General features: G+C 63.8%; 16 protein-coding genes. 6 read left to right on the top strand and 10 right to left on the bottom strand.

Going from position 1 to position 24275, the window contains the following annotated elements:
• Positions 1 to 55 precede the first annotated feature (55 nt).
• From ABWP89_RS17175 to ABWP89_RS17150, 6 genes are all read right to left on the bottom strand, one after another.
• Entirely contained in the window at positions 56 to 586 is a 531-nt protein-coding gene (locus ABWP89_RS17175) for a sarcosine oxidase subunit gamma (protein WP_353230864.1), read from the bottom strand.
• Complete coding sequence (locus tag ABWP89_RS17170; RefSeq protein WP_353230863.1) at positions 579 to 3443, bottom strand: 2Fe-2S iron-sulfur cluster-binding protein; 2865 nt, start codon at positions 3441 to 3443, stop codon at positions 579 to 581. The genes ABWP89_RS17175 and ABWP89_RS17170 overlap by 8 nt, the downstream gene beginning before the upstream one ends.
• Entirely contained in the window at positions 3440 to 3727 is a 288-nt protein-coding gene (locus ABWP89_RS17165) for a sarcosine oxidase subunit delta (RefSeq protein ID WP_353230862.1), read from the bottom strand. Before ABWP89_RS17165 ends, ABWP89_RS17170 begins: the two co-directional genes overlap by 4 nt.
• A 21-nt stretch (positions 3728 to 3748) precedes the next feature.
• Complete coding sequence (locus ABWP89_RS17160; RefSeq protein WP_353230861.1) at positions 3749 to 5002, bottom strand: sarcosine oxidase subunit beta family protein; 1254 nt, start codon at positions 5000 to 5002, stop codon at positions 3749 to 3751.
• A gap of 104 nt (positions 5003 to 5106) precedes the next feature.
• Complete coding sequence (locus tag ABWP89_RS17155) at positions 5107 to 6357, bottom strand: aromatic ring-hydroxylating oxygenase subunit alpha (protein ID WP_353230860.1); 1251 nt, start codon at positions 6355 to 6357, stop codon at positions 5107 to 5109.
• Between the two features lie 4 nt (positions 6358 to 6361).
• Positions 6362 to 8869 (bottom strand): GcvT family protein, encoded by a 2508-nt coding sequence (locus ABWP89_RS17150; protein ID WP_353230859.1) that lies wholly within the window; start codon positions 8867 to 8869, stop codon positions 6362 to 6364.
• Between the two features lie 516 nt (positions 8870 to 9385).
• Here ABWP89_RS17150 and ABWP89_RS17145 point away from each other — a divergent pair.
• The 4 genes from ABWP89_RS17145 to ABWP89_RS17130 all read left to right on the top strand — a co-directional run bounded on the left by ABWP89_RS17145 (position 9386) and on the right by ABWP89_RS17130 (position 16644).
• A complete protein-coding gene (locus ABWP89_RS17145) occupies positions 9386 to 11881 on the top strand; it encodes a TonB-dependent receptor (RefSeq protein ID WP_353230858.1) in 2496 nt (831 codons plus the stop codon).
• Between the two features lie 130 nt (positions 11882 to 12011).
• Positions 12012 to 14222 (top strand): PQQ-dependent dehydrogenase, methanol/ethanol family, encoded by a 2211-nt coding sequence (locus tag ABWP89_RS17140; RefSeq protein ID WP_353230857.1) that lies wholly within the window; start codon positions 12012 to 12014, stop codon positions 14220 to 14222.
• Positions 14223 to 14250: 28 nt separating this feature from the next.
• Positions 14251 to 15621 carry an amino acid permease gene (locus ABWP89_RS17135; protein WP_353230856.1) on the top strand — a complete coding sequence of 457 codons (1371 nt, stop codon included), beginning with the start codon at positions 14251 to 14253 and terminating at the stop codon, positions 15619 to 15621.
• A 102-nt stretch (positions 15622 to 15723) separates the two neighbouring features.
• On the top strand, positions 15724 to 16644 hold the full coding sequence (locus tag ABWP89_RS17130; protein ID WP_353230855.1) for an ROK family protein: 921 nt from the start codon (positions 15724 to 15726) through the stop codon (positions 16642 to 16644).
• Positions 16645 to 16676: 32 nt separating this feature from the next.
• Here ABWP89_RS17130 and hutU read toward each other — a convergent pair whose 3' ends face one another.
• Genes hutU through hutI form a run of 4 tightly spaced genes read right to left on the bottom strand, consistent with a single transcriptional unit; the run spans position 16677 to position 21908 of the window.
• Positions 16677 to 18347, bottom strand: a complete 1671-nt coding sequence (gene hutU / locus ABWP89_RS17125; RefSeq protein WP_353230853.1) for a urocanate hydratase — start codon at positions 18345 to 18347, stop codon at positions 16677 to 16679.
• Positions 18344 to 19156: an N-formylglutamate deformylase gene (gene hutG / locus ABWP89_RS17120; RefSeq protein ID WP_353230866.1), complete on the bottom strand. Its 813-nt coding sequence runs from the start codon at positions 19154 to 19156 to the stop codon at positions 18344 to 18346. The genes hutU and hutG overlap by 4 nt, the downstream gene beginning before the upstream one ends.
• Positions 19153 to 20691: a histidine ammonia-lyase gene (gene hutH, locus ABWP89_RS17115; protein WP_353230851.1), complete on the bottom strand. Its 1539-nt coding sequence runs from the start codon at positions 20689 to 20691 to the stop codon at positions 19153 to 19155. Before hutH ends, hutG begins: the two co-directional genes overlap by 4 nt.
• Positions 20692 to 20693: 2 nt before the next feature.
• Complete coding sequence (hutI, locus tag ABWP89_RS17110; protein WP_502915320.1) at positions 20694 to 21908, bottom strand: imidazolonepropionase; 1215 nt, start codon at positions 21906 to 21908, stop codon at positions 20694 to 20696.
• 128 nt (positions 21909 to 22036) lie between these two features.
• Here hutI and ABWP89_RS17105 point away from each other — a divergent pair, with 128 nt between their 5' ends.
• Positions 22037 to 23395, top strand: a complete 1359-nt coding sequence (locus tag ABWP89_RS17105; RefSeq protein WP_353230849.1) for a formimidoylglutamate deiminase — start codon at positions 22037 to 22039, stop codon at positions 23393 to 23395.
• The gene (locus tag ABWP89_RS17100) at positions 23392 to 24174 is read left to right on the top strand and encodes a UTRA domain-containing protein (protein WP_353230847.1); all 783 of its coding nucleotides are present in this window, start codon (positions 23392 to 23394) and stop codon (positions 24172 to 24174) included. Before ABWP89_RS17105 ends, ABWP89_RS17100 begins: the two co-directional genes overlap by 4 nt.
• The last annotated feature ends 101 nt before the right edge of the window (positions 24175 to 24275 follow it).

The raw sequence follows: 24275 nt of genomic DNA, 5'->3' as shown, positions 1-24275 counted from the left end.
CGCGCTGGGCCAAAATCGGCTCCGTCACGGCGGTCCAACCTAACGTCATCTGGCTTTAAACGATACCCCCGGCCAGCGAATGCCACAGCCACGGCGCAAAGCTGCGCCAGACTTCGACATGGAATGTTTCGGGCGCGGTCATCCACACCTGGATTTCGACCGTTTCAAACACCGTGCGGGTGGCGCGCCCCGGCGCAAACTGCGCCAGATCAAGTGGGCAACCGCGCATCAGCGCCGCCACGGCGCCTGGCCCGGTCACGGCAAACCCCACCGCGCGGGATGACACATCAACCACGCTGAGCGGTTGCCCGGCCGCATCCGGCAGCATCGTGCCATCAGGCAGCAGCGCATACCATTCATCGGGGCCAAGCTGTGCAACGCCATCCAGCGCCGTGCCGATCCGGTCGGGCAACGTGCGGCCCAGCGCGGATGCCAACACTGCGGCATCGCGCGCGCGCAACGACCAGCGCGCCATCATGGCGGCGGGGGCGATCATCACGGCCAGGCCATTGATCGTGCCGGAAAACGGTGCGGTGCCAGTGGCCAGGTCGATGCCAGCCACGGCCAGCGGGGCGATCTCAAGCATTGAGGCGGCTCCCTTCGGCATCATAGAACATCGGGGCGGTAACCTTGGCGCGGATCACTTTGCCCGGCATCGGCACGAACACCGTCTGCCCGATCCGCGCGCGGCCATCGGCAATCACCGCCAGCGCAATCGTCCGCCCCAGCGCCGCACTGCGATAGGATGAGGTGACATGCCCGATCATCGGCACCGGCATGGGCGCATCGGGATTCGTGACCACTTGCGCGCCTTCTTCCAGCAGCTCGTGTGCATCTTCGGTCAACAGCCCGATAAACTGTTTGCGGCCCGGCGCGGCCATATCCGGCCGCGCCAACGATCGTTTGCCGACGAAATCAGGCTTTTTGGCACCCACCGCCCACTCCAGCCCCATATCAAACGGCGTCATCGTGCCATCGGTGTCCTGCCCGACGATGATAAAGCCCTTTTCGGCGCGCAGCACGTGCATGGTTTCGGTGCCATAGGGGGTGATGTCATACGCTGCGCCAGCGGCATGGATCGCCTGCCACACCCGGTGCCCTTCGTGCGCGGGCACGTTCACTTCAAAGCCCAGTTCACCGGTAAAGCTGACGCGGAACAGGCGTGTCGGCACGCCGGCGATCGTGCCTTCGCGCACCGCCATATGCGGGAACGCATCAGGCCCCAGATCGATCCCCGATACCAGCGGCGCCAGCACATCGCGCGCGCGCGGGCCCTGCACCGCGATTACCGCCCACTGTTCGGTGGTCGAGGTCAGCCACACATCCAGATCGGCCCATTCGGTCTGAAGATAGTCCTCCATCATCCCCAGCACGCGCGCCGCGCCGCCGGTGGTGGTGGTCAGGTGGAACCGGTCATCGGCCATCCGCGCCGAAACCCCGTCATCCATGATAAAGCCATCTTCGCGCAACAACAGGCCATAGCGGCAGCGGCCGGGTTTCAGCCCCTTCCACGGGTTGGTGTACATGCGGTTGAGGAATTCGGCCGCATCCGGCCCGACCACCTCGATCTTGCCCAGCGTCGATGCGTCAAACATGCCGACCGTCCGCCGCACGGCGGCGCATTCGCGCAGCACGGCGGCATCCATATCCTCCGCCCCACGCGGAAAATAGCGCGCGCGGCGCCAGTTGGCGACGTTTTCAAACACCGCACCCTGCGCCGTCGCCCAATCGTCGATCACCGATTTGCGTACCGGCTGAAACAACGCATCCTTGTGATGCCCCATCAGCGCGCCAAACGTCTGCGGGGTATAGGGCGGGCGGAACGTGGTCAGCCCGATTTCGCTCACCGGCCGCCCCAGCACGGCCGAGGCAATCTGCAACCCGTTCAGATTGCTGGTCTTGCCCTGGTCGGTGGCCATGCCGTTGGTGGTATAGCGCTTGATATGTTCGATCGATCGCATGCCTTCCTGCACCGCCAGATGGATGTCGCGCGCTTTTACATCGTTCTGAAAATCGACAAAGGCGGTCTGTGCGCGCACGGGTTTGCTGTTGGGCAAAACGGCCGTGATCACACCCGATCCCAGGTCCCACGCCCCGCCACAGGCGCCGACAGCGCGGCAGTTTTCGATGGCCGTCCCGGGCAGATAGGCGCCCCACGCCTCGCTCCACACCAGGCTGCCTTTGCCATGGCTCCACAAATGCACCGACGGGGTCCACCCGCCGGCCATCAGCACCGCATCGCAGGCCAGCGTTTGCGTCGGACCCGTGCCGCCAACGGCAAAGGCCACGCCCTTTACCCCATGGCGCCCGGCCACCGCGGTAATCGCGCAACCGGTGTGCACCGCGATACCCGCCGCCCGTGCCGCCTCGGCCAGATCGCCCGGCACCACGTCGCGAATATCGATGATCGCCGCGATGGTCACGCCCGCGCCCGCCATCGCCAGTGCATCGCGCCAGCCGCTGTCGTGCGCCGCCATCACCACAACCGCATGGCCCACTGCCACGCCATAGCGCAGCGCCAGCGTGCGCCCGGCGCTGGCCAGCATCACGCCCGGCACATCGTTGCCATTGAACACCAGCGGGCGTTCGATCGCACCCTGCGCCAGCACCACTTCGCCCGCACGGATGCGCCACAATTTCTCGCGCGGGCCCTGCGCTTCACCCGGCGCCAGATGGTCGGTCAGGTGCTGGGTCGCGCCGATAAAGTTCTGATGGTAATAGCCGAACGCGGTCGTGTGCGTCAGCACGGTGACATTGTCCGCCGCTGCCAGCTTTGCCTTCAGCGCATCCAGCGCCGCCCATTGCGCCGGATCGGCCAGCGCGCCGCCGCCCAGTTCATCCTGTTCGTCGATCAGCATCACCCGGCCGCCGCCAGCCGCAGCCGCAATCGCTGCGGTCAGCCCGGCGATCCCGCCGCCAACCACCAGCACCTCACAATGGGCATAGGTCGCGTCATAATGATCGGGGTCGCGCGCAACCGGGCTTTCACCCAGCCCGGCCAGCCGGCGAATGACCGGTTCATACAGCGATTCCCATGCGGCACGCGGCCACATAAAGGTCTTGTTGTAAAACCCCGCCGGAAACAGCGCGCCAAACACATTGTTCAGCGCCACCACATCAAATTTCAGCGAGGGCCAGCGGTTCTGGCTCCTGGTGGTCAGGCCGTCATACAGGCCCACTTGCGTCGCGCGCAAATTGGGCGTGATCCGCGCCGGCCCGCGATCGACGGTCACCAGCGCGTTGGGTTCTTCGGTGCCCATGCCCAGCAGCCCGCGCGGGCGATGGTATTTGAATGATCGGCCAAACAGCGTGACCCCCGATGCCACCAGCGCCGATGCCAGCGTATCCCCGGCAAAGCCCTGATGCGATTGGCCATCGAACTGGAATGTCAGCGCGCGGGCGCGATCGACGCGACCACCGGTGGGCAGACGATACCCGCTCATGCTGCACCGCCATCGGGGCGCGCTTCGCCGGTTTTGTAGGTCACGGTAAAACGGTCGGTCACCGTATCGCGCACCGCGTTGAAAAACCGCGCGCAGCCATGCGTGTGCCGCCAGCGTTCGGCGTGCAACCCGCGCGGATTGTTGCGGATGTACAAAAACGTTTCCCACTGGCTGTCATCCAGCGTCGATGGGTCAACCGGCCGCGCGATATGCGCCTGGCCGCCATAGGTGAATTCCACCTCGGCGCGATCTTCGTCGCAATAGGGGCAATGGATCAGGATCATCGGGCTGTCTCGTCCATCAAATCAGTGTGCGACTGCGGCGGCGGCCGCTTCGTCAATCAAGCGCCCGTTGCGGAACCGGTCGAGATTGAACGGGGCGTTGATCGCGTGCGGGGCGTCGTGCGCAATGGTGTGCGCCAGCAGATCGGCGGCGCCCGGCGTCGCCTTGAACCCGCCGGTACCCCAGCCACAATTGACATAGAGCCCTGGCACCGGCGTCTTGGCCAGGATCGGCGAACGGTCGGGCGTCACATCAACGATCCCGCCCCAGGTGCGCAACATCCGCATGCGGGTAAAGATCGGGAAAATCTCGCATATCGCCGCCAAAGTATGCTCGATCACATGCAGCGCACCGCGCTGTGAATAGCTGACATACTGGTCGGTGCCCGCGCCGATCACCAGTTCGCCCTTGTCGGACTGGCTGATATAGGCGTGTACGGTGTTGGACATCACCACGCAGGGAAAGATCGGTTTGACCGGTTCGGACACCAGCGCCTGCAAGGGATAGCTTTCCAGCGGAAAATCCAGCCCGGCCATTTTCATCACCAGCGATGTGCTGCCCGCGGCCGACACGCCAATCTTGTTCGCGCCGATAAAGCCGCGTTCGGTTTCCACACCCAGCACCGCGCCATCCGGCCTGCGGCGGATGCCGGTCACCGCGCAGTTCTGGATAATGTCCACCCCGCGCGCCACCGCGCCGCGCGCATAGCCCCAGGCCACGCTGTCATGCCGCGCAGTCCCGCCGCGCCGTTGCAGCGCGCCACCCAGCACCGGATGGCGCGCATTGGGGGCAATATCCAGCGGCGGGCAATAGGTCTTGCACTGCTCAGGCGTCAGCCATTCGTTGTCTACGCCATTTAAACGGTTGGCGTGGATATGGCGTTTAAAGCTTTGAATATCATGCACATTGTGCGCCAGCATCAGAACGCCGCGCTTGGAATACATGACGTTGTAATTCAGTTCCTGGCTCAGCCCGTCCCACATCTTCACCGCGTGGTCGTACAGATGCGCGGATTCGTCATAAAGATAGTTGGACCGGATGATGGTGGTGTTGCGCCCGGCATTGCCGCCGCCCAGCCAGCCCTTTTCGATCACCGCCACATTGGTGATGCCGTATTTGCTGGCCAGGTAATAGGCCGCGCCCAGCCCGTGCCCGCCCGCGCCGATGATGATCACATCATAGGCCGGCTTTGGCGCCTTGTCGGGCCAGTGTTCGGGCCAGTCCTGGTGGCCGTTGAACGCCTGGGCCAGCAGGTTCAGTCCGGAAAAGCGCATCATTGTCCGATTATCCCGTTTTCATCGCGGCCGTCATTTCTGTCGCACAAACCGCTGATTGCCCGCGCAGGCCTCGCGCGGCAATCCCCACCGATGGGCAGGCGCGATCAGCCCAGCGCCCTGGCGCTCGCATCGACGTAAAAGGTCTTGAATGCATCGACGAGCTTTTCCTCGACCGAATAGGGCCCCTGCCGATACCCGTCGCTGGTGATGCCGCGATGGTTGACCGCCGACAGGTAACTGTCCTGCGCATTGGTCGCGCGCCATACCGCGGTCAGATGGGCCGGGTCATAATCCACGCCCTCGACCGCGTCTTCGTGCACCAGCCAGCTGGTGCGCAACAGTGTCTTGTCCGGCCCCAGCGGGGTCAGTGAAAACGTCACGACATGGTCGTTGCAGAAATGGTGCCAGCTGTTGGGCTGCGTCCACACCGACAGGCTGGATTGCTCATCCAGCCCGTGCGGCCAGATCGCCATGCGGCTGGCGGATTTGCCATCCAGGGTCTGCGAGACTGCGCCATTGGCCAATGGCAGCCGCGCGACGCGGTGAAAGCCAGTCTGGCCGTTCTCTTCAGGAAATTCGACCAGCTCGTGGAAAATGCCCAGGTCCATCCAGTGCTGGCGCTGCGCCGCAAGCATGGCATCAAACGCGGCATCATCAACCACATCGTCCGCGCCATCCTCCGGCAGGCCCTTGCCAAAGCCATAAGTGGACAGCGATTTAAGCAGTTCGGGATGGTTCTGATCGCAGTGATAACACTCACGGTTGTTTTCCATCACCAGCTTCCAGTTGGCCGGTTCGATCAGGTCGTCCTGTACCGCCACTTTCAGCTTGTCGAGATTGTAGATCGCAATCTGTTCGGCAATGTCCTGCTTTGCGCGGCCAAACGGCGGCGGATTGTCGGCCAGGCACACGAACAGCAGCCCGCCGACATTTTCCAGCGCCACCGGCACCAGGCCATGGTCGGCCTTGTCAAACCCGTCGGGCATATTGCGCGCGGCCAGCAATTTGCCATCCAGACCATAGGTCCAGGCGTGATAGGGGCAGATCAGCCGCGGGGAATTGCCGCTGGCAGCCTCACACACCCGCGCGCCGCGATGGCGGCACGAATTGTAAAACGCGCGGATCTGGTTGTCGCGCCCGCGCACGATGATCACCTGGTTGTTGCCCAGTTCAAACACGAACCAGTCACCCGGCGCCTTGGCATGGGCCACAGTACCGGCAAAGAGCCATACCGATCTCAGCATGACCTCAGTGTCAAAGCGATAGGCCTCTTCACCCACATACAGCTCGCGCGGCAGCGTATAGCCCGCGCGGTTCTTCTTCAGCATTAGCGCAATGGTATCAAACTGTTGCATCGGATCAGCTCCGCAAAGCGTTGTTTTCCGGGTCAAACGGCGAATCGGCAATCACCATGGCGCGGTGTGCGGTGCCCAGGATGGAAATTTCCAGCTCGGTCCCGACCGCCGCATGGTCCGGCCCGACCATCGCCAGCGCCAGGCTTTTGCCCACACGCGCACCATACCCGCCCGATGTCGCACGGCCAACCAGCGCGCCATCGCGATAGATCGGTTCAGACCCGCGCGCATCGGCGTCGGTCACGTCAAACACCTCCAGCGTGACCAACTGCCATTGCAACCCGGCTTCCTTGCGCGCGATCAGCCCGTCGCGACCTTTGAACGCCGGCTTTTTCATGGCGACAAACCGATCCAGCCCACTTTCCAGCGCGCAATATTCGGTCGAAAGTTCACGCGGGATCAGCTTGTAGCTCTTTTCCAGCGCCATTGCGGTCATCGCGCGGATGCCAAACGGCTTGATGCCGAATTCCGCACCCGCCGCCATCAGCGTGTCAAAGATATAGTTCTGCATTTCGATCGGATGGTGGATTTCCCAGCCCAGTTCGCCGATGAAATTCACCCGCAGCGCATCGACCCGCGCCGCACCGATCGAAATCACCTGCCCGGTCAGCCACGGAAACGCGGCGTTGGAAAGATCGGCACGCGTGACCTTCGCCAGCACGTCGCGCGCACGCGGCCCCGCCAGCACCAGCACACCCATCGACGTGGTCAGCCGTTCAAACCGCACCGATCCATCGTTGGGCAGCGCCTTGACCAGATAGTCCTGATCGTGGCGTTCCAGCGCACCGGCCGACACCAGATAATAGCTCTGCGGACCCTTTTTATACACGGTGAATTCGGCGCGCACCCCGCCCTGGTCGGTCAGCAGATAGGATAGCGACAGTTTGCCGATCTTTTTGGGCACCACGTTCGACAGCAACCCGTTCAGCCAGTCTTCGGCGCCAGGGCCGGAAATCAGGCATTTGGCAAACGCGCTCATGTCCTGGATGCCGACATGTTCGGTCACGTGGCGGCATTCGGCGCCCACGAAATCAAAATAGTTCGACCGGCGGAACGACCACTTTTCGCGGATCGGTTCGCCCGCCACCACCGGGTGGTTGTCGTTGAGGATAACATCGGGCTTGTCGAGATCAGCCTCGGTCAGTTCGTAACCCTGCGGCGCAAACCAGTTGGGGCGTTCCCACCCGAACACGCTGCCGAACACCGCACCCAGCGCCTTCATCCGGTCATAGCACGGGGTGCGGCGCAGCGCGCGCGCGCCTTCGCGCTCTTCATCGGGGTAATGCACCGAAAACACCCGGGCATAGGCCTCTTCGTTCTTTTCAATCAGATAGCCTTCGCCGGCATAGTCGCCAAACCGGCGCGGATCGACCCCCATCATGTCGATCGTCGGTTCGCCATCGACAATCCAGTGCGCCAGCTGCCAGCCGGCCCCGCCGGCGGCGGTGATGCCGAACGAATGCCCTTCGTTCAGCCAGAAATTCTTTTTGTCCCAGGCCGGGCCGACAATCGGCGACCCATCGGGGGTATAGGCGATCGCGCCGTTATAGACTTTCTTCACACCGACTTCGCCAAACGCGGGCACGCGCGCCATGGCCGACAGGATATAAGGTTCCAGCCGGTCCAGCGCATCGGGGAACAGTTCGTATTCGCTGTTGGCCGCCGGGCCTTTGACATAGCACGCCGGCGCGCCGACTTCATAAGGTCCCAGCAGCAGCCCGCCAGCCTCTTCACGCATGTACCAGCTGGCATCGGATTCGCGCAGCACGCCCATTTCGGGCAGGCCCTGCCGCTTGCGCTCCATGATCGCGGGGTGTTGTTCGGTCACGATATACTGGTGTTCGACCGGGACCACCGGGATATCCAGCCCGACCATCGCGCCCGTTTGCCGGGCAAAGTTGCCGCTGGCCGACACCACATGTTCGCAAGTGATCTCGCCCTGGTCGGTGGTGACCACCCATTCGCCATTGGCCTTTTGCGCGATGGCGGTGACGGTGGTGTTGCGATAGATCGTGGCGCCGCGCTGGCGCGCACCCTTGGCCAGCGCCTGGGTCAGGTCGGCGGGCTGAATATAGCCATCGGCCGGATGCTGGATCGCGCCGAGAATGTTGTCGGTCTGCACCAGCGGCCAGATGTCCTTGACCTGTTCGGGGGTCAGCCAGTTGACATCGACGCCAATCGTCTTGGCGACCCCGGCGTAATAGCGGTATTCGTCCATGCGGTCCGGGGTGGTCGCCAGGCGGATGTTGGAAACGTTGGAAAACCCAACGCTGAGCTCGGTCTCCGCCTCAAGACTCGGGTACAGCGCGACCGAATACTGGTGCAGCTTTCCCACCGAATAGCTGAGGTTGAACAGCGGCAGCAGCCCGGCCGCGTGCCAGGTCGAACCCGATGTCAGCTCTTTGCGCTCGATCAGTACGACGTCCGACCAGCCCAGTTTTGCCAGATGGTACAATGTGCTGACACCGACCACGCCGCCGCCGATTACCACCACGCGTGCTGTTGTCTTCATGCTTGTCCCTCGGGCCATACAGGTTGTGCCATGCTGCTATGCCAGCATCGCCCGGCGCATGCCAGACTGCACCGCCACATATATAATACTAATGTTCAATATCAGTGCTGCTTAATTTTGAGCAAAGACAATGACCCCAACGGACAGTGCTGCCGCAGCCGCTGACGCCTGGGGGCACAGCGTCGCCGATCAGCCTGTGATCGCAATGGCATCAACGATTGTGCCGGCACTGCGGCACTCACGCCACAGGCCTGCGGCAAATTGCCTTACACCACGCATTAGATATTTTGTTGCGCCTGCCAACAAACCATCCTTTCCCTTTGGTTTTGCTCACTTTTTGATTTTTCCCGGAAAATGGCAAAGTTTCCTCAGGGCTAACAAATTTTCTCCGCGGCTAAAAAGGCGTGCGCGCTACCTTGCCCGACTGCGCGGATTGATGCACCTTTCATCCGTATTGAGGGCGACCGGCGGCGTGATCACCGCGCCGGTGCCTGCACGGTTCAAGGGGGGCTATTCGTGACACGTACCAAACAGCGCGGCGCAACTGCGCACACTTCGCAACCTTCACGCAGCACTGCGCGCAGCATGATGGTCGCCGGCATGCTGGCGGGCGCGGCTTTCCTGCCCGCCCTGGCCCATGCGCAAAGCGCGCCCGCCACCCCGGCGGCAGAGGTTGCCCAGCCCGGCGCCGCGCCCGACATCGTGGTGACCGCGCAGCGCCGCGAACAAAAGCTGAAAGATGTCGGCATCGCGATCACCGTGCTGAGCAAGGAAGACATCAGGGCTCTGAACATCACGACCGCCACCGATGTCGTGCGCGCGATCCCCAACTTGCGGTTCAACGCCTATGCCGCGTCGCAAGTGGTGTTCAACATGCGCGGCGTGGCGCAAAACTCGTATGGCGACGAACAGGAACCCCCCGTCGCGGTCTATCAGGACGACAGCTATTCGTCGTCGATGTCGACCGCCGGCTTTCCGATTTTCGACCTTGCCCGCGCAGAGGCTTTGCGCGGGCCGCAGGGAACGCTGTTCGGCCGCAACGCCACCGGCGGCGCGATCCAGTTCATTTCCACCCAACCGACCGACAAGACTGCCGGTTTCCTGTCGCTGACCTATGGCCGGTTCAACGAAACCATCGTCGAAGGCGCGTTGCAGGGCCGCCTGGCCAAGGATCTCGACGTTCGCGTGTCGGGGATTTACGACCGCGATGATGGTTATATCAAAAACCTCGTCCCCGGGCAGTACAATCGCGGACAGAACAACCACTGGGCCCTGCGCAGCATCTTTAAATGGACGCCATCCAGCGACTTCACGGCAAAACTGACCCTGCGCTATACCGAATCGGACCACGAACGGCAGGTCGCGGGCTATGCCCTGGATCCATCGTGCCCCAATGCCCAATTCCAGGGCGAAAGCCTGCCCGCCAACCAGGTCTGCGGCTATTGGGCGGCGTACAGCGGCAATACCCCCGGCGCGATGGGTACCGGGTTTGACGGGGTGATCAATGGCAAGTCCATCGTCCCCGCGCGCGGTGGCAGCCCATGGCAAATTGCCGCGACCGGCAATCCGGGTATCGACCGGCAGTTTTTCGGCTCAACGCTGCGGATCGATGCCAAACTCGGCGCGTTCGACGTAACCTCGGTCACCGATTATCAGTATCTCAACAAGTTCAACAACGAGATCGGCGACAGCCAGCCCGAATTTGCGTATGTGCAGGGCGCGACGTATACCCCCGGTCCGTGCCCCGGCATCGCGTCGATCACCTGCTACGCGCCCGGTACGATTTTCAACCAGAACAACCGCACCAATCAGGTATCCGAAGAATTGCGCGCGGCGACCACGATTGGCAGCAACTACCTGGTGTTCGGCGCGTTCGCGATGTCGATCGAAAGCCATTTCCGCGCGCAATATGCCACGCCGTTTGATCAGTATGATCCGCAGGTTGTGTTTTACCAGCAGACCAAAAGCTTTGCTTTCTTTGCCCAGGACGAATTCAAGGTCAATGATCAGTGGAAGCTGATCCTGGGCGCGCGCTATTGGCACGATCACAAGATCGGCTGCTATACGGGGCATGAATACTGGTCGGGGTTCAACGTGCGCTATTGCCCCGATACCGTCGGGTTCAGCTATGATGCCGCCCCGCCGTTCCCTGGCGGTGCTGCCACCACCGCCAGCACCGGGGGCATGATCACCGCCACCACCGCCGACACGCACCCCAGCTTTTCCGGCCTGACCGTGCGCGCCGAAATCGATTACAAACCGTCTGCCAACACGCTGATCTATGCCAGCTACAACCGCGGATCAAAATCGGGCGGGTTCAGTTTTTCCACCGGCACCCCGGCGGCGCTGGCGGTGTACGACACGATCAATGGCATCAAGTTCAACCCCGAAGTGCTCAACGATTTCGAAGTCGGTATCAAGACCAGCCTGCCGGGCCATTCCAGCCTGAACATCGTCGGCTATTACTATGATTACCACAATTATCAGGCTTTCGTACAAGTCGGCTATACGCAGGAAATCCGCAACCTGCAGGCCAAGGCGAAGGGGATCGAAGCCGAATTCAGCACGCACCCGATCGTTGGCCTGACCGTCAACCTGACCGGATCGTGGGAAGAAAGCCATGTTCCCAATGTGCTGCTGCCCGATGGCGCGACCCTCGTGCAGCACGATCTGCCACAGGCCCCGCACTGGTCGGGCAATGCGCTGGTCCGCTATGAATTCCCGCTGGCGGGCGGCATGGCCTCGGTACAGGCCGACAGCATGTACCAGTCGCACATGTGCTTCACGCTGCTGTGCGCACCGGTCGAACAGGAAGCCGCCTATCACGTCGAAAACATGCGCATCGGCTTTACGCCAAAGGACACCAACGTCGATCTGGCGGTCTATGTGAACAACATTTTCGAACGTGCCTATCGCAATTACGCCTATGACGGGTCGCTCTATTCGGGCGCCACGCAATCGCTCTATGCCCGCCCCCGCACCTGGGGCGTAAACGTTCGCTACCACTTCTGACGGCCGCGCAACCGGCTTGAATACGAGTGCCCCGGCCGGTTGCGATCCGGTCCGGGGCACCCTTGTTTTTCCCCTTTCGCAGCCAATGGACACTTGCCATGATGCGTGCCTTTGACGGAGAGAATTGCCGATGATGCGTTTGAGTCTGCGCAAGCCTGTGTCCGGTCTGGTTTCCGCCCTTGCGCTGGCCGGATTTCTGGTCGCTTCGCTGGGCATGACCGGGTCGGCCACGCGGGCCGGTACGCCCGATCTGTCGGCGGCAGCTTATCCGGTGGCGGGCGAACAATGGCCGTTTGTTGGCGGTGACCAGGCCGGCACTTGGTTTTCCGCGCTGACCGATATCAACGACACCAACGCCAGCGGGCTCGGCTTTGCCTGGGCCTATGAAATGGGCACCGAGCGCGGGCAGGAGGCAAGCCCATTGGTGATCGACGGGGTGATGTACACCTCGGGCGTGTGGGGCATCGTCTATGCGCTCGACGCCGTGACCGGCAAACTGCTGTGGCAATTTGATCCGGGCATCGATCCGATGTCGGCGCGCAATGCCTGTTGCGACACCGTCAACCGCGGCGTCGCCTATCGCGACGGAGTGGTGTTTGTCGCTTCCGAAGATGGCAAACTGCACGCTCTGGATGCCAAAACCGGCGCCGAAAAGTGGCAGGCCGATACGATCATCAACCGCAAACAGGCCTATGCCTCAACCGGCGCAGTGATCCTGACCAAGGACGCGGTGGTCATCGGCAATTCGGGATCAGACCTGGGCGATGGATCATCGCGCGGCTATATTTCGGCGTGGGATCTGAAAACCGGCGCGTTCAAATGGCGCTTTTTCACAGTTCCCGGCCGTCCCGACCAGCCGTTTGAACACCCCGAACTGGCGATGGCGGCTAAATCGTGGGGCCCCAACCGCGATGGCAAATACCAGAACGGCGGCGCGGTGTGGGACGGATTGTCGTACGACCCCGAAACCGATCAGATCGTGTTCGGCACCGCCAATGCCAGCCCCTATCTGCGGGTAAAGACCGGCAGCGAACGCCACGACGACTTGTTCAACGCTTCAATCATTGCCGTCAGCGCCCAGAATGGCCGGATGAACTGGTATTACCAGGAAACGCCGGGCGACGCGTGGGACTATGACGCGGTGCAGAAATTTGTGTTCGCCAACCTGCCGATCGGTGGGGCAACGCGCCGCGTGGTCATGCAGGCGTCCAAAAACGGCTATTACTACACGCTCGATCTGAAAACCGGCAAATTGCTGGGCGCCGATGCGTTTACGTATGTGAACTGGGCGACGGGCGTCGATCTGGCCACGGGCAAGCCGCAATTTACCGAAGTCGCCGACTACACCGCCAGGCCCAAGAACGTCTATCCATCGTGGGCTGGCGGCCACACGTGGAACCCGATGTCGTTCAGCCCGGCCACCCGGCTAACCTACATCCCCACGCTCGATGTGCCCAATGTCATGGTCAACATGGCCAAAAACGGCGGCGCGCTCAGCCATCTTGAAGGGTTCTTCAACGCTGACGGCATCATCCCCGATGATACCTATGACACCGCCGGGCTGAAACGCCTGTTCGGCGCGGTGCCAGACAAGGCCGAACTGCAAAAGGAACGCCCCGGTACCAAACTGGTGCGCGAAATCCTGAAGGCCTATGACCCGGTCACCGGCAAAGTGGTGTGGCAACAGGTCACGTCAGAGGGCAACCGTGGCTATGACGGCGGGGTGCTGTCCACCGCCGGCAATATCGTGGTGCAGGGTCGCGGCGATGGATCGCTGTGGGTCTATAACGCCAGCACCGGCGCACCGATCACCTCGATCAAGACCGGCAGCCACATCATGGCCGCGCCGATGACCTACAAGATCGGCGGGGTGCAATATATCGCGGTGCAGGTCGGTTATGGCGGATCGGGCATCACCTTCCCGATTCCACCATCCAGCGCGGCCTATCGCAACATGAACACCAACCGCATTCTGGTGTTCAAACTGGGTGGCGGCGCGGTGCCGCAACCCGATGCACGGGTCAATCCGTTCGATTATCCCGAACCGCCAAAGCTGACCGCGACTGCTGCCGTGATCGCGCATGGTGAGGAAAAGTTTACCGAATACTGTTCGCGCTGCCACGTGTTCGGCCCCGGCGTCACCCCCGACCTGTCGCGCCTGCCGCCCGAAATCCACGGCATGTTTAACGATATCGTGCTGAAGGGTACGCTCGCCTCGCTCGGCATGGCACCGCTCAACGATCTGGTCAGCAAGCGTGACGTGGACGCCATTCACGCCTATCTGATCGATCAGCAGCGGCAGGGTTACGCCGCGCAACACGCCAAAACTGCCAGCAAATAAGCGCGCAAATCAGGGTCAGGATCAACAGTTGTCACACGACGCCACACTCGCCCATTCGCTGCAACCCCGCCATGTGACGATGATTTCGATCGGCGGCATTATCGGCGCGGGCATCTTTGTCGGTTCCAGCGTGGCCATCCACATTGCCGGGCCGGCGGTGCTGGCAACCTATTTCCTGTGCGGGCTGCTGGTCTTTGTGATCATGCGCATGCTGGGTGAAATGGCGATAGCACGGCCTGGTCTGGGCTCGTTCACCGGTTATACCTCGCTCGGGCTCGGGCCATGGGCAGGGTTCACCAACGCCTGGCTCTATGCCTATTTCTGGGTGATCACCGTCGCGGTGGAGGCGATTGCCGGGGCCAACATGCTGATGCCGTTTATCCCGCTGCCGATGTGGGCGTTGTCGGCGCTGCTGATCGGGGCGATGACCGCGGTAAATCTGATGTCGGTCAAGACCTATGGCGAATTCGAATTCTGGTTTGCCAGCCTGAAAGTGGTGACGATTGTCGGCTTCATCGCGCTGGGTCTGGGCTATGTGTTCGGCTTCGGCCCGGGTCTGGCCGCGTTGCAGGCCCAGTTCGCCGGCCATGGCGGGGCCATGCCCAACGGACTTTCGGCGATCTTTCTGGCCATCCCCACCGTGATTTTTTCGATGATGGGCAGCGAAGTCGCCACGATTGCCGCGGTCGAAACCGAAGACCCGGCGCGCAACGTGGTTCGTGCCGGGCGCACGGTCGCGCTGCGCATCATGTTCTTTTACATCGGATCGATCGCGGTGATCCAGGCGATCCTGCCGTGGGACCAGGTGGTGTCGGGCAAATCGCCATTTGTTGCCACACTGGGACTGATTCACGTGCCCGGCGCGGAGGCGATCATCGGCGCGGTGATCTTCACCGCGATCGTGTCGTGTCTCAATTCGGCGATCTATGTCACCAGCCGCATGCTGTATGAAATGGCGCAGCGCGGCGACGCACCCGCCATGTTCGGCGTGGTTTCAGCGCGCAAGGTGCCGGCCACCGGGATCATTGCTTCGGCCATTGCCGGCTTTGGCGTGGTGATGACATCAGAGTTTTCGCCGGGTGGGCTGTTCGCGTTTCTGGTGCAGGCATCGGGTGCGACAATCCTGTGCGTCTATCTGCTGATCGTGTTTGCGCAGATCGCGCTGCGCCGCCGATTGGAACGCGCTGGCGAAACGTTGAGCGTAAAGGTGTGGCTGTTTCCGCTGGTCAGCTATGCCGCCGCCGCCGGCATTCTGGCGGTGCTGGTAATGATGCTGCGCTCACCCGAAGAATTTTCGGAAGTCGCGCTGTCGACCGGTGTGTTTGTCGCCTGCGTGATCGCCTATCAATTCCGCGCCCGAATGGGCAGCCCGGTTGTGCCGATCGGGTCTGCCGCCTGAACATCCAGGTTCTGGTAAAACGATTGCACGGATTGCCGAAACGCTTTGCAGACGCCCCCTGCCGTGCCAGTGAAACATGCACACGGCAGGGGAGTAAAGCGGATGCAGGGCCAGGACAGCGGGCTGATCGGCGCGATCGAAGCGGGCGGGACAAAGTTCATCTGCGCGGTCGCCCGTCCCGACGGCACCATCGTGGCGCGCGCGCGCATCGACACCCGCACCCCGGCGGAATGCTTTCCCGATGTCGCGGCCTTTTTTGAAGCAGCAATCGCCGACCACGGCCCGATCGCTGCGTTCGGTGTCGCCAGTTTTGGCCCGATCGACATCGACCCCACCTCGCCCGCCTATGGCACCTTTACCACCACGCCCAAACCAGGCTGGCAGGGTGCACGGTTTCACGATGTGCTCGATCCGTTCGGCGTGCCGTTCGTGGTCGATACCGATGTCAACGGTGCGGCAATCGGCGAATGGCTGGCTGGCGCCGGCCAGGGCACACGCACGCTGGCCTATACCACCATCGGCACCGGGGTCGGCACCGGGGTGCTGCGCGATGGCCGTTCGATGATGGGGTTTTCGCATTACGAAATGGGCCATATCCACCCCAGCCATGACCGCGCCACCGACCCGTTCGAAGGCTGGTGCCCCTATCACGGCGATTGTCTGGAGGGGCTGGTGGCCGGCCCGGCCATCCTCAAACGCTGGGGCCACAGCCTGGACCAGCTGGCCGATGATCCCGCCAAGATCGACCTGATCGGTGGCTATATCGCCGATCTCGCCGCCGATCTGGTGCTGATGCACATGCCCGACCGGCTGATCTTTGGCGGCGGGGTGATGAAGGCCCCCGGCCTGATTCAGGCTGTCCGCCGCCGCACGCTGGCCCGCCTGAACGGCTATATCGCCCACCCCCGCCTCGATCCCGGCCTCGAAACCTATATTGTCACTCCGGGCCTGGGCGACGACGCCGGCATCACTGGCGCCATCGCGCTGGGTCAGCAGGCGCTGGCCGGTACAGCGCCAAAATAGCCCTTTCCCGGAGGGGAAGGGCTATTGCTCGCTCACCCCAAAATCCCAGGCAAATTCAGACCCTGTTCGCGCGCGCAATCCAGCGCGGTGTCGTACCCCGCATCGGCATGGCGCATCACCCCGGTGGCAGGGTCATTCCACAACACGCGTTCCAGCCGGCGCGCGGCATCGGCGGTGCCATCGGCGACGATCACCATGCCCGAATGTTGTGAATAACCCATGCCGACCCCGCCGCCGTGGTGCAGCGACACCCAGGTCGCCCCGCTGGCACAATTGAGCAGCGCATTCAGCAGCGGCCAGTCCGACACCGCGTCCGATCCGTCGCGCATCGCCTCCGTCTCACGGTTGGGGCTGGCGACCGATCCGCTGTCAAGGTGGTCGCGCCCGATCACGATCGGCGCCTTCAGTTCGCCGCTGGCAACCATTTCGTTGAACGCAAGGCCCAGCCGGTGCCTATCGCCCAGCCCGACCCAGCAAATGCGCGCGGGTAGCCCCTGAAACTGAATCTTTTCGCGCGCCATATCCAGCCAGCGGTGCAGCGCGGGATTGTCGGGGATCAGCTCTTTCACCTTGGCATCGGTGCGATAGATGTCTTCGGGGTCGCCCGACAGCGCGACCCAGCGGAACGGGCCAATCCCCCGGCAGAACAGCGGGCGGATATAGGCTGGCACGAACCCCGGAAACCCGAACGCGTTGATCACGCCTTCGTCCTGCGCGACCTGGCGGATGTTGTTGCCATAATCGGTGGTCGGCACGCCGCGCGCCTGAAATTCCAGCATCGCTTCGACATGGCGCGCCATGCTGGTCTTGGCGGCGCGCGCCACGGCATCGGGATCGCGTTCACGCTTGTCGATCCATTCGGCCACGGTCCACCCGGCCGGCAGATAGCCATTGACCGGGTCGTGTGCGCTGGTCTGGTCGGTCAGCAGATCGGGCATGATCCCGCGCTTCAGCATTTCGGGCAGCACTTCGGCAGCATTGCCCAACAGGCCGACCGATACCGGCGTGTTGGCCGCGTTGGCGGCATTGATGATCGCCATCGCCTCATCCAGCGTATCGGCGCGGCGATCGAGGTATCCGGTCCGCAGGCGCATTTCGATGCGGCTGGCCTGGCATTCAATCGCCAGGCACGATGCCCCGGCCATCACCGCCGCCAGCGGTTGCGCCCCGCCCATGCCGCCCAGGCCGGCGGTCAAAATCCATTTGCCCGCCAGATCGCCGCCAAAATGGCGCCGGCCCATTTCGACAAACGTCTCATAGGTGCCCTGCACGATGCCCTGCGTGCCGATATAGATCCACGATCCCGCGGTCATCTGGCCGTACATCGCCAGCCCCTTGCGATCCAATTCGTTGAAATGTTCCCAGGTCGCCCATTTCGGCACGAGGTTGGAATTGGCGATCAGCACGCGCGGCGCATCGGCATGGGTTTTGAACACGCCGACCGGCTTGCCCGATTGCACCAGCAACGTCTGATCATCGTCCAGCCCGCGCAGGGCCGCGACGATTGCGTCAAAACTCTGCCAATCGCGCGCGGCACGGCCGATCCCGCCATAGACCACCAGTTCTTCGGGCCGTTCGGCGACATCGGGGTGCAGATTGTTCATCAGCATACGCAACGCCGCCTCGGTCAGCCACGATTTGGCGGTCAGTTCGGTACCGGTCGCGGCGCGGATCACGCGGCTGTTGTCCAGGCGGTTGTTCATGGCGTTTCTCCCGAAGTGGCAAAGGATAGCGCGGCGGCAATCACGCTGCAAAGGGTGGTGGCAACCGCCGGCTGTGGATCGATCGGCGCGGGCCAGTTGGCAGGGGTCACGGCATCAGGCTCGGCCAGATAGCCGCGCATCGCCAGCTCCATCTGCACCGCATGCACGCCGTCGTGCGGGCGGCCATAGTGGCGCGTGGTCCACCCGCCGCGAAACCGGCCATCAACCACATGGCCCAGCCCCGACGCCGCACACGGTGCGGCAATTGCGGCGGTCAGCGCGGGCGCGCAAGTCGTGCCGCCATTGGTGCCAATGTTGAACTGCGGCAATTGCCCGTCAAACAGGCGCGGGATGCGGCTGCGGATCGAATGCGCATCATAGACCACGACGCGCGGATGAACGGCGCGCAACCGCGCAATTTCCGCCATCAATGCCGCGTGATAGGGATCAAAATACGCCGCCCGCCGCGGCGCCACATCGTCCGCATCGGGCAAGGCCCCGGCGTAAAGCGGTTCGCCATCAAACGTGGTGGTCGGGACCAGTTCGGTCGTCGCCGCACCGGGATACAGCGACGCGCCCGATGGATCGCGGTTGCAATCGATCACGCTGCGGCTGATCGTGGTGGCCACCGTGGTCACGCCCAGGTCGCGCACAAAATGATAGACCTCGGCAATCCACCAGTCGGCATCGCGCTGCGCCAGCCATGGCGACACAAACTGTGCGTCATAGCCGGCCAGATCACTGCCCCCATGCGGAAACGCGACGATCACCGGGGCGTCCCCGCGTTCCACCCGCAGCCAGTCCATCAGCAAACTCCCGGCAGCGCCTGGCCGACCGCAGCCGCCAGATCACCCGCGCGGACCAGCGTATTGGCAGCCTCCATATCCGGGTGAAAATGGCGGTCATCCTCCAGCGTCGGCACAACGCTGCGCAGTACCGCACAGGCCGATTCCAGCGCGGGCGATGATTGCAACGGCCGGTGGAATTCCAGCGCCTGCACCGCCGCCAGATATTCGATGCCGATCACGGCCTGCGCATTGGTCACCATCGCCGCCAGCCGCCGCGCGCCATGCGCGGCCATCGACACGTGATCTTCCTGGTTGGCGCTGGTCGGGATCGAATCGACGCTGGCGGGATAGGCCATCTGCTTGTTTTCCGACACCAGCGCGGCGGCGGTCACCTGCGGGATCATGAACCCCGAATTCAGCCCCGGGCGGGGGGTGAGGAACGCTGGCAGCGCCGACAGCGCCGGGTCCACCAGCATGGCCACGCGCCGTTCGGCAATCGACCCGATCTCGCACACCGCCAGCGCGATCATGTCGGCGGCAAACGCCACCGGCTCGGCATGAAAATTGCCGCCCGACAGCGCCTCATCCGTATCGGCAAAGATCAGCGGATTGTCCGACACGCCATTGGCCTCGGCCCCAAGCACTTCCGCCGCCTGGCGTAAAACGGTCAGGCACGCGCCCATTACTTGCGGCTGGCAGCGCAAACAATACGGGTCCTGCACGCGCGGATCGTTGTCGCGGTGGCTGGCGCGGATGGCACTGCCCGCCATCAGCATACGCAGCGCGGCGGCCGTTTCAATCTGGCCCTGGTGCCGCCGCAGCGCGTGGATGCGCGGGTCAAACGGCGTATCCGACCCCCGCGCCGCCTCTGTCGACAGCGCGCCGCTGACCAGCGCGGCCCGAAACAGCGCCTCTGCACCAAACAGCCCGGCCAGTGCATTGGCGGTGGAAAACTGCGTGCCGTTCAACAGCGCCAGGCCCTCTTTCGGCCCCAGCACCACCGGCGCCTGGCCAATTCGCGCCAACGCGACCAGCGCTGGCAGGCGTTCCCCGCCCAGATCAATATCACCCACCCCGATCATCGCCGCGGTCATATGCGCCAGCGGGGCCAGATCACCACTGGCGCCAACTGAGCCTTGCGCCGGCACCACCGGGGTTGCCCCGTGTTCCAGCATCGCCCCCAGCAGCGCCACCGTCGCCGGCTGCACCCCGCTGGCGCCCTGCGCCAGGCTGGCGAGTTTCAGCGCCATCATCAGCCGCACCACTGCCACCGGCGCGGGCGCACCGGTGCCGGCGGCATGGCTGAGCACGATATTGCGCTGCAGCGTGGCCAGATCGGCATCATCGATGCGCACGCTGGCCAGTTTGCCAAACCCGGTGTTGATGCCATAGACCGGCGCACCCTTGGCCAGAATGCGCGACACCGCCGCCGCACTGGCGGCGATCACCGGCGCCGACGCCGGGTCCAACTGTGCGGGCGCCCCCGCCCATATGCTGCGCCAATCGGACAGGCTGACCGCGCCGGGGGTGAGAATGAGCATCGTCGCAGATGGCATGATTACTGCCCTTTCCAGAAACGGGCATGCAGCGGAGACCCGCCAATGCGATAGACCAGTTCGGCCGGCTGGGTGATGTCCCATACCGCCAGATCGGCGCGCATACCCGCCGCCACACGACCCACATCATGGCGCCCCAGCGCGCGCGCGGCGTTGACCGTCACCCCGGCCAGGCATTCCGCAACAGTCAGGCGGAACAGCGTCGCGCCCATGTTCATGGCCAGCAACAACGATGTCAGCGGGCTGGTGCCGGGGTTGCAATCGGTCGCCAGCGCGATCGGCACACCCGCCGCGCGCAAACCAGCCACCGGCGGCAGCACGGTTTCGCGCGTAAAATAATACGCGCCTGGCAACAGCGTGGCGACCGTGCCCGCCCCCGCCAGCGCGGCAATGCCATCCTGATCCAGATGTTCCAGATGATCCGCCGACAGCGCGTGATACCGTGCCGCCAGCGCCGCGCCATGCTGGTTCGACAGCTGTTCGGCATGCAGCTTTACCGGCAGGCCCAACGCGTGTGCCGCCATGAACACGCGTTCGACTTGCGCGGGAGAAAAGGCGATCGATTCGCAAAACGCATCGACCGCATCGATCAGGCCCTCGGTCGCCAGCGCGGGCAGCATATCGTGCACGACATGGTCGATGTAGGCGTCCGCACGCCCGGCAAATTCGGGCGGCAGCGCATGCGCGCCCAAAAATGTGGTGGCCACTGACACGCCACACCGATCGCCCAGCATCCGCGCGGCGCGCAACATCCGCGCCTCTGCGCCCGCTTCCAGCCCATAGCCCGATTTGATTTCTACCGTGGTCACACCGCCGGCGACCATTTCCGCAAGCCGGGGTGCGCTTGCCGCGACCAGCTCGTCAACGCTCGCGGCGCGGGTGGCGCGCATGGTGGAAACGATGCCGCCCCCGGCGCGGGCAATCGCCTCGTAACTTGCACCCGCCAGTCGCGCCTCAAACTCGCCGGCGCGGCTGCCGCCATAGACCAGATGGGTGTGGCAATCGATCAGCCCGGGGGTCACCAGCCGGCCATCACACGCGATCGTGCGTGCGGGCGCCAGCACAGGGGCGGCGCCGGCTGGCCCGGCATAGACAATCCGCCCATCGCGCGCGGCAATCACCGCGTGGTCCACCACCGCATCGGGGCGCGCCGGATCGGTCATCGGCAACAACCGCGCCCCGGTCCACACCGTATCGCAAGCCAGCGCTGTGGACATTCTCCACCCTTTCGTTGATCGCATGCAGATGGCAATCGCGGTTGCCTGAACGCGCCAATATGTATAGACATTATTGACCCGTCGCAAGGGGGCTTCTTGCAGCGGACGAAACAGGGGTACGGCACACGATGGCCAGTGGCTTGCACTTTTCCCATGCGCTGCTGCCCTGCGGCTGGCAGCGCGATGTGCGGCTGACCATCGCCGACGGGCGGATCGCGCGCGTGGATACGGGCGTGCCCCCTGCCCCCGCTGATGACCGCCACGCGATCGGCCTGCCGGGGCTGGGCAACCTGCATTCCCACGCGTTTCAGCGCGGCATGGCCGGGCTGGCAGAACGCCGGGGCAGCGGCGACGACAGTTTCTGGACCTGGCGCGAAGTCATGTACCGCTTCCTGGAACGCATGGGGCCCGATGATCTGGTGGCGATTGCCGCGCTGGCCTATGCCGAAATGCTGGAAACCGGGTTCACCCGCGTGGGTGAATTTCATTACCTGCACCACGATCCGGCCGGCCACGCCTATGCCAATCCGGCGCAAATGGCCGCCGCGATTGCCGATGCCGCAGCGCAGACCGGCATCGGGCTGACGCTGTTGCCGGTGTTCTATGCCCACGGCGGGTTTGGCGGGGCGGAGGCCAACGCAGGCCAGCGCCGGTTCCTCAACTCTCTCGACAGCTTTGCGCACCTGCGCGACCATGCCGCCACCGCGCTGACCGCGCTGCCCGATGCCGTGCTGGGCCTCGCTCCGCATTCGCTGCGCGCGGCCACCCCTGCCGAACTGTCTGCGCTGGCGGCAATGGCCGGCCCCGCGCCGATCCACATCCATATCGCCGAACAGACGCGCGAAGTGGACGATTGCCTGGCGTGGAGCGGCGCGCGCCCGGTGGAATGGTTGCTGAATCACGCCGAGGTCGATGCGCGCTGGTGCCTGGTCCACGCCACGCACATGACCCCGGCGGAAACGAAGGCCCTGGCGCGCAGCGGCGCGGTGGCTGGCCTGTGCCCGATTACAGAGGCCAATCTGGGCGACGGGCTGTTCCCCGCGCTGGACTTTGCCGCCGCCGGCGGATCAAGGGGCGTGGGCAGCGATTCCAACGTGATGATCGATGCTTCGGAAGAACTGCGGCTGTATGAATATGGCCAGCGGCTGGCGCATCGCGGGCGCAACATGCTGGCAGCAGCGCCGGGCCAAAGCACCGGGGCAGCGCTGTTTGCCGCCAGCGTGGCGGGCGGGGCGACCGCGCTGGGTGTGCCGGGTGGCATCGCGGTGGGCAACAGCGCCGACCTGATCAGCCTGAACGCCGATCATCCCGCATTGATCGCGCGCGATGGCGATGCCTGGATCGATGGCTGGATCTTTGCCGCCGGGCGCAGCGGCGTGGATTGCGTCTGGCGCCATGGCGTCAGGGTGGTATCGCAGGGGCGTCACCATGCGCGCGACAAGATCGTCGCACGCTATTGCACCACGCTAAGCAGATTGCTGGAATGAAGCCTGTCGCCTTGCACGAACGCATCCGCGCCGAAATCGAAGGTGCCATCCTGTCCGGCCAATGGCAGCCGGGCGACCGCATCCCCCGCGAAACCGACCTGATGGCGCAATATGACTGCGCACGCATGACCGTGAACAAGGCGCTGTCGGCGCTGGCCGCGGCCGGCATGGTCGAACGCCGCAAACGCGCCGGGTCGTTCGTGGCGCGCCCGCGCACGCAATCGATGGTGCTGGATGTGCCCGATCTGGCCGCGGAAATCGCCAGTCGCGGCCAGGATTACCGCTGGGAACTGGCCACTTGTCAGCGCGAACATCCGTCCCCCCTCCCCTTCAGGGGAGGGGCCGGGGGTGGGGCCCATCCCCACGCGCCGCACCAGGAGGACAGGCCCCACCCCAACCCCTCCCCTGAAGGGGAGGGGCTTGTCACCGGGTCCACGGTGCTGCGCGTGACCGGGGTGCATTATGCCGATGGCCTGCCGCTGGCGCATGAGGACCGCACGATCAATCTGGCGCTGGTGCCCGACATCGCCCAGGCCGATCTGTCCGCCGCCCCCCCCGGATCATGGCTGATCGCCAATGTGCCGTGGACCGAGGCCGAAAACCGCATCAGCGCCGCCGTCGCCCCGCCCGCCATCGCCCGCGCCCTGGGCCTGTCACGCGGCGCCACTTGCCTGGTGGTGGAACGCCGCACCTGGCGTGGGCCCGACACCGTCACCCAGGTGCGCCAGCATTTTGTGGCCGACCGCTATGAACTGGTCGCCCGGTTCGGCGCGGCCTAATTGCATATGTAGCAACCCATTCAATCTATCAACAATACCCAACTCCCGCTCATCCTTGCATGTTGCGCTTGGCTTGATCTGTAAAGATGATTGAGCCCGAG

This window comes from Novosphingobium sp. (genome assembly GCF_040398825.1).
In the GTDB taxonomy this organism is placed as follows: domain Bacteria; phylum Pseudomonadota; class Alphaproteobacteria; order Sphingomonadales; family Sphingomonadaceae; genus Novosphingobium.
The sequence above is the reverse complement of the archived record's forward strand: the minus strand, read 5'-3'. Positions and strand labels throughout refer to the sequence as shown.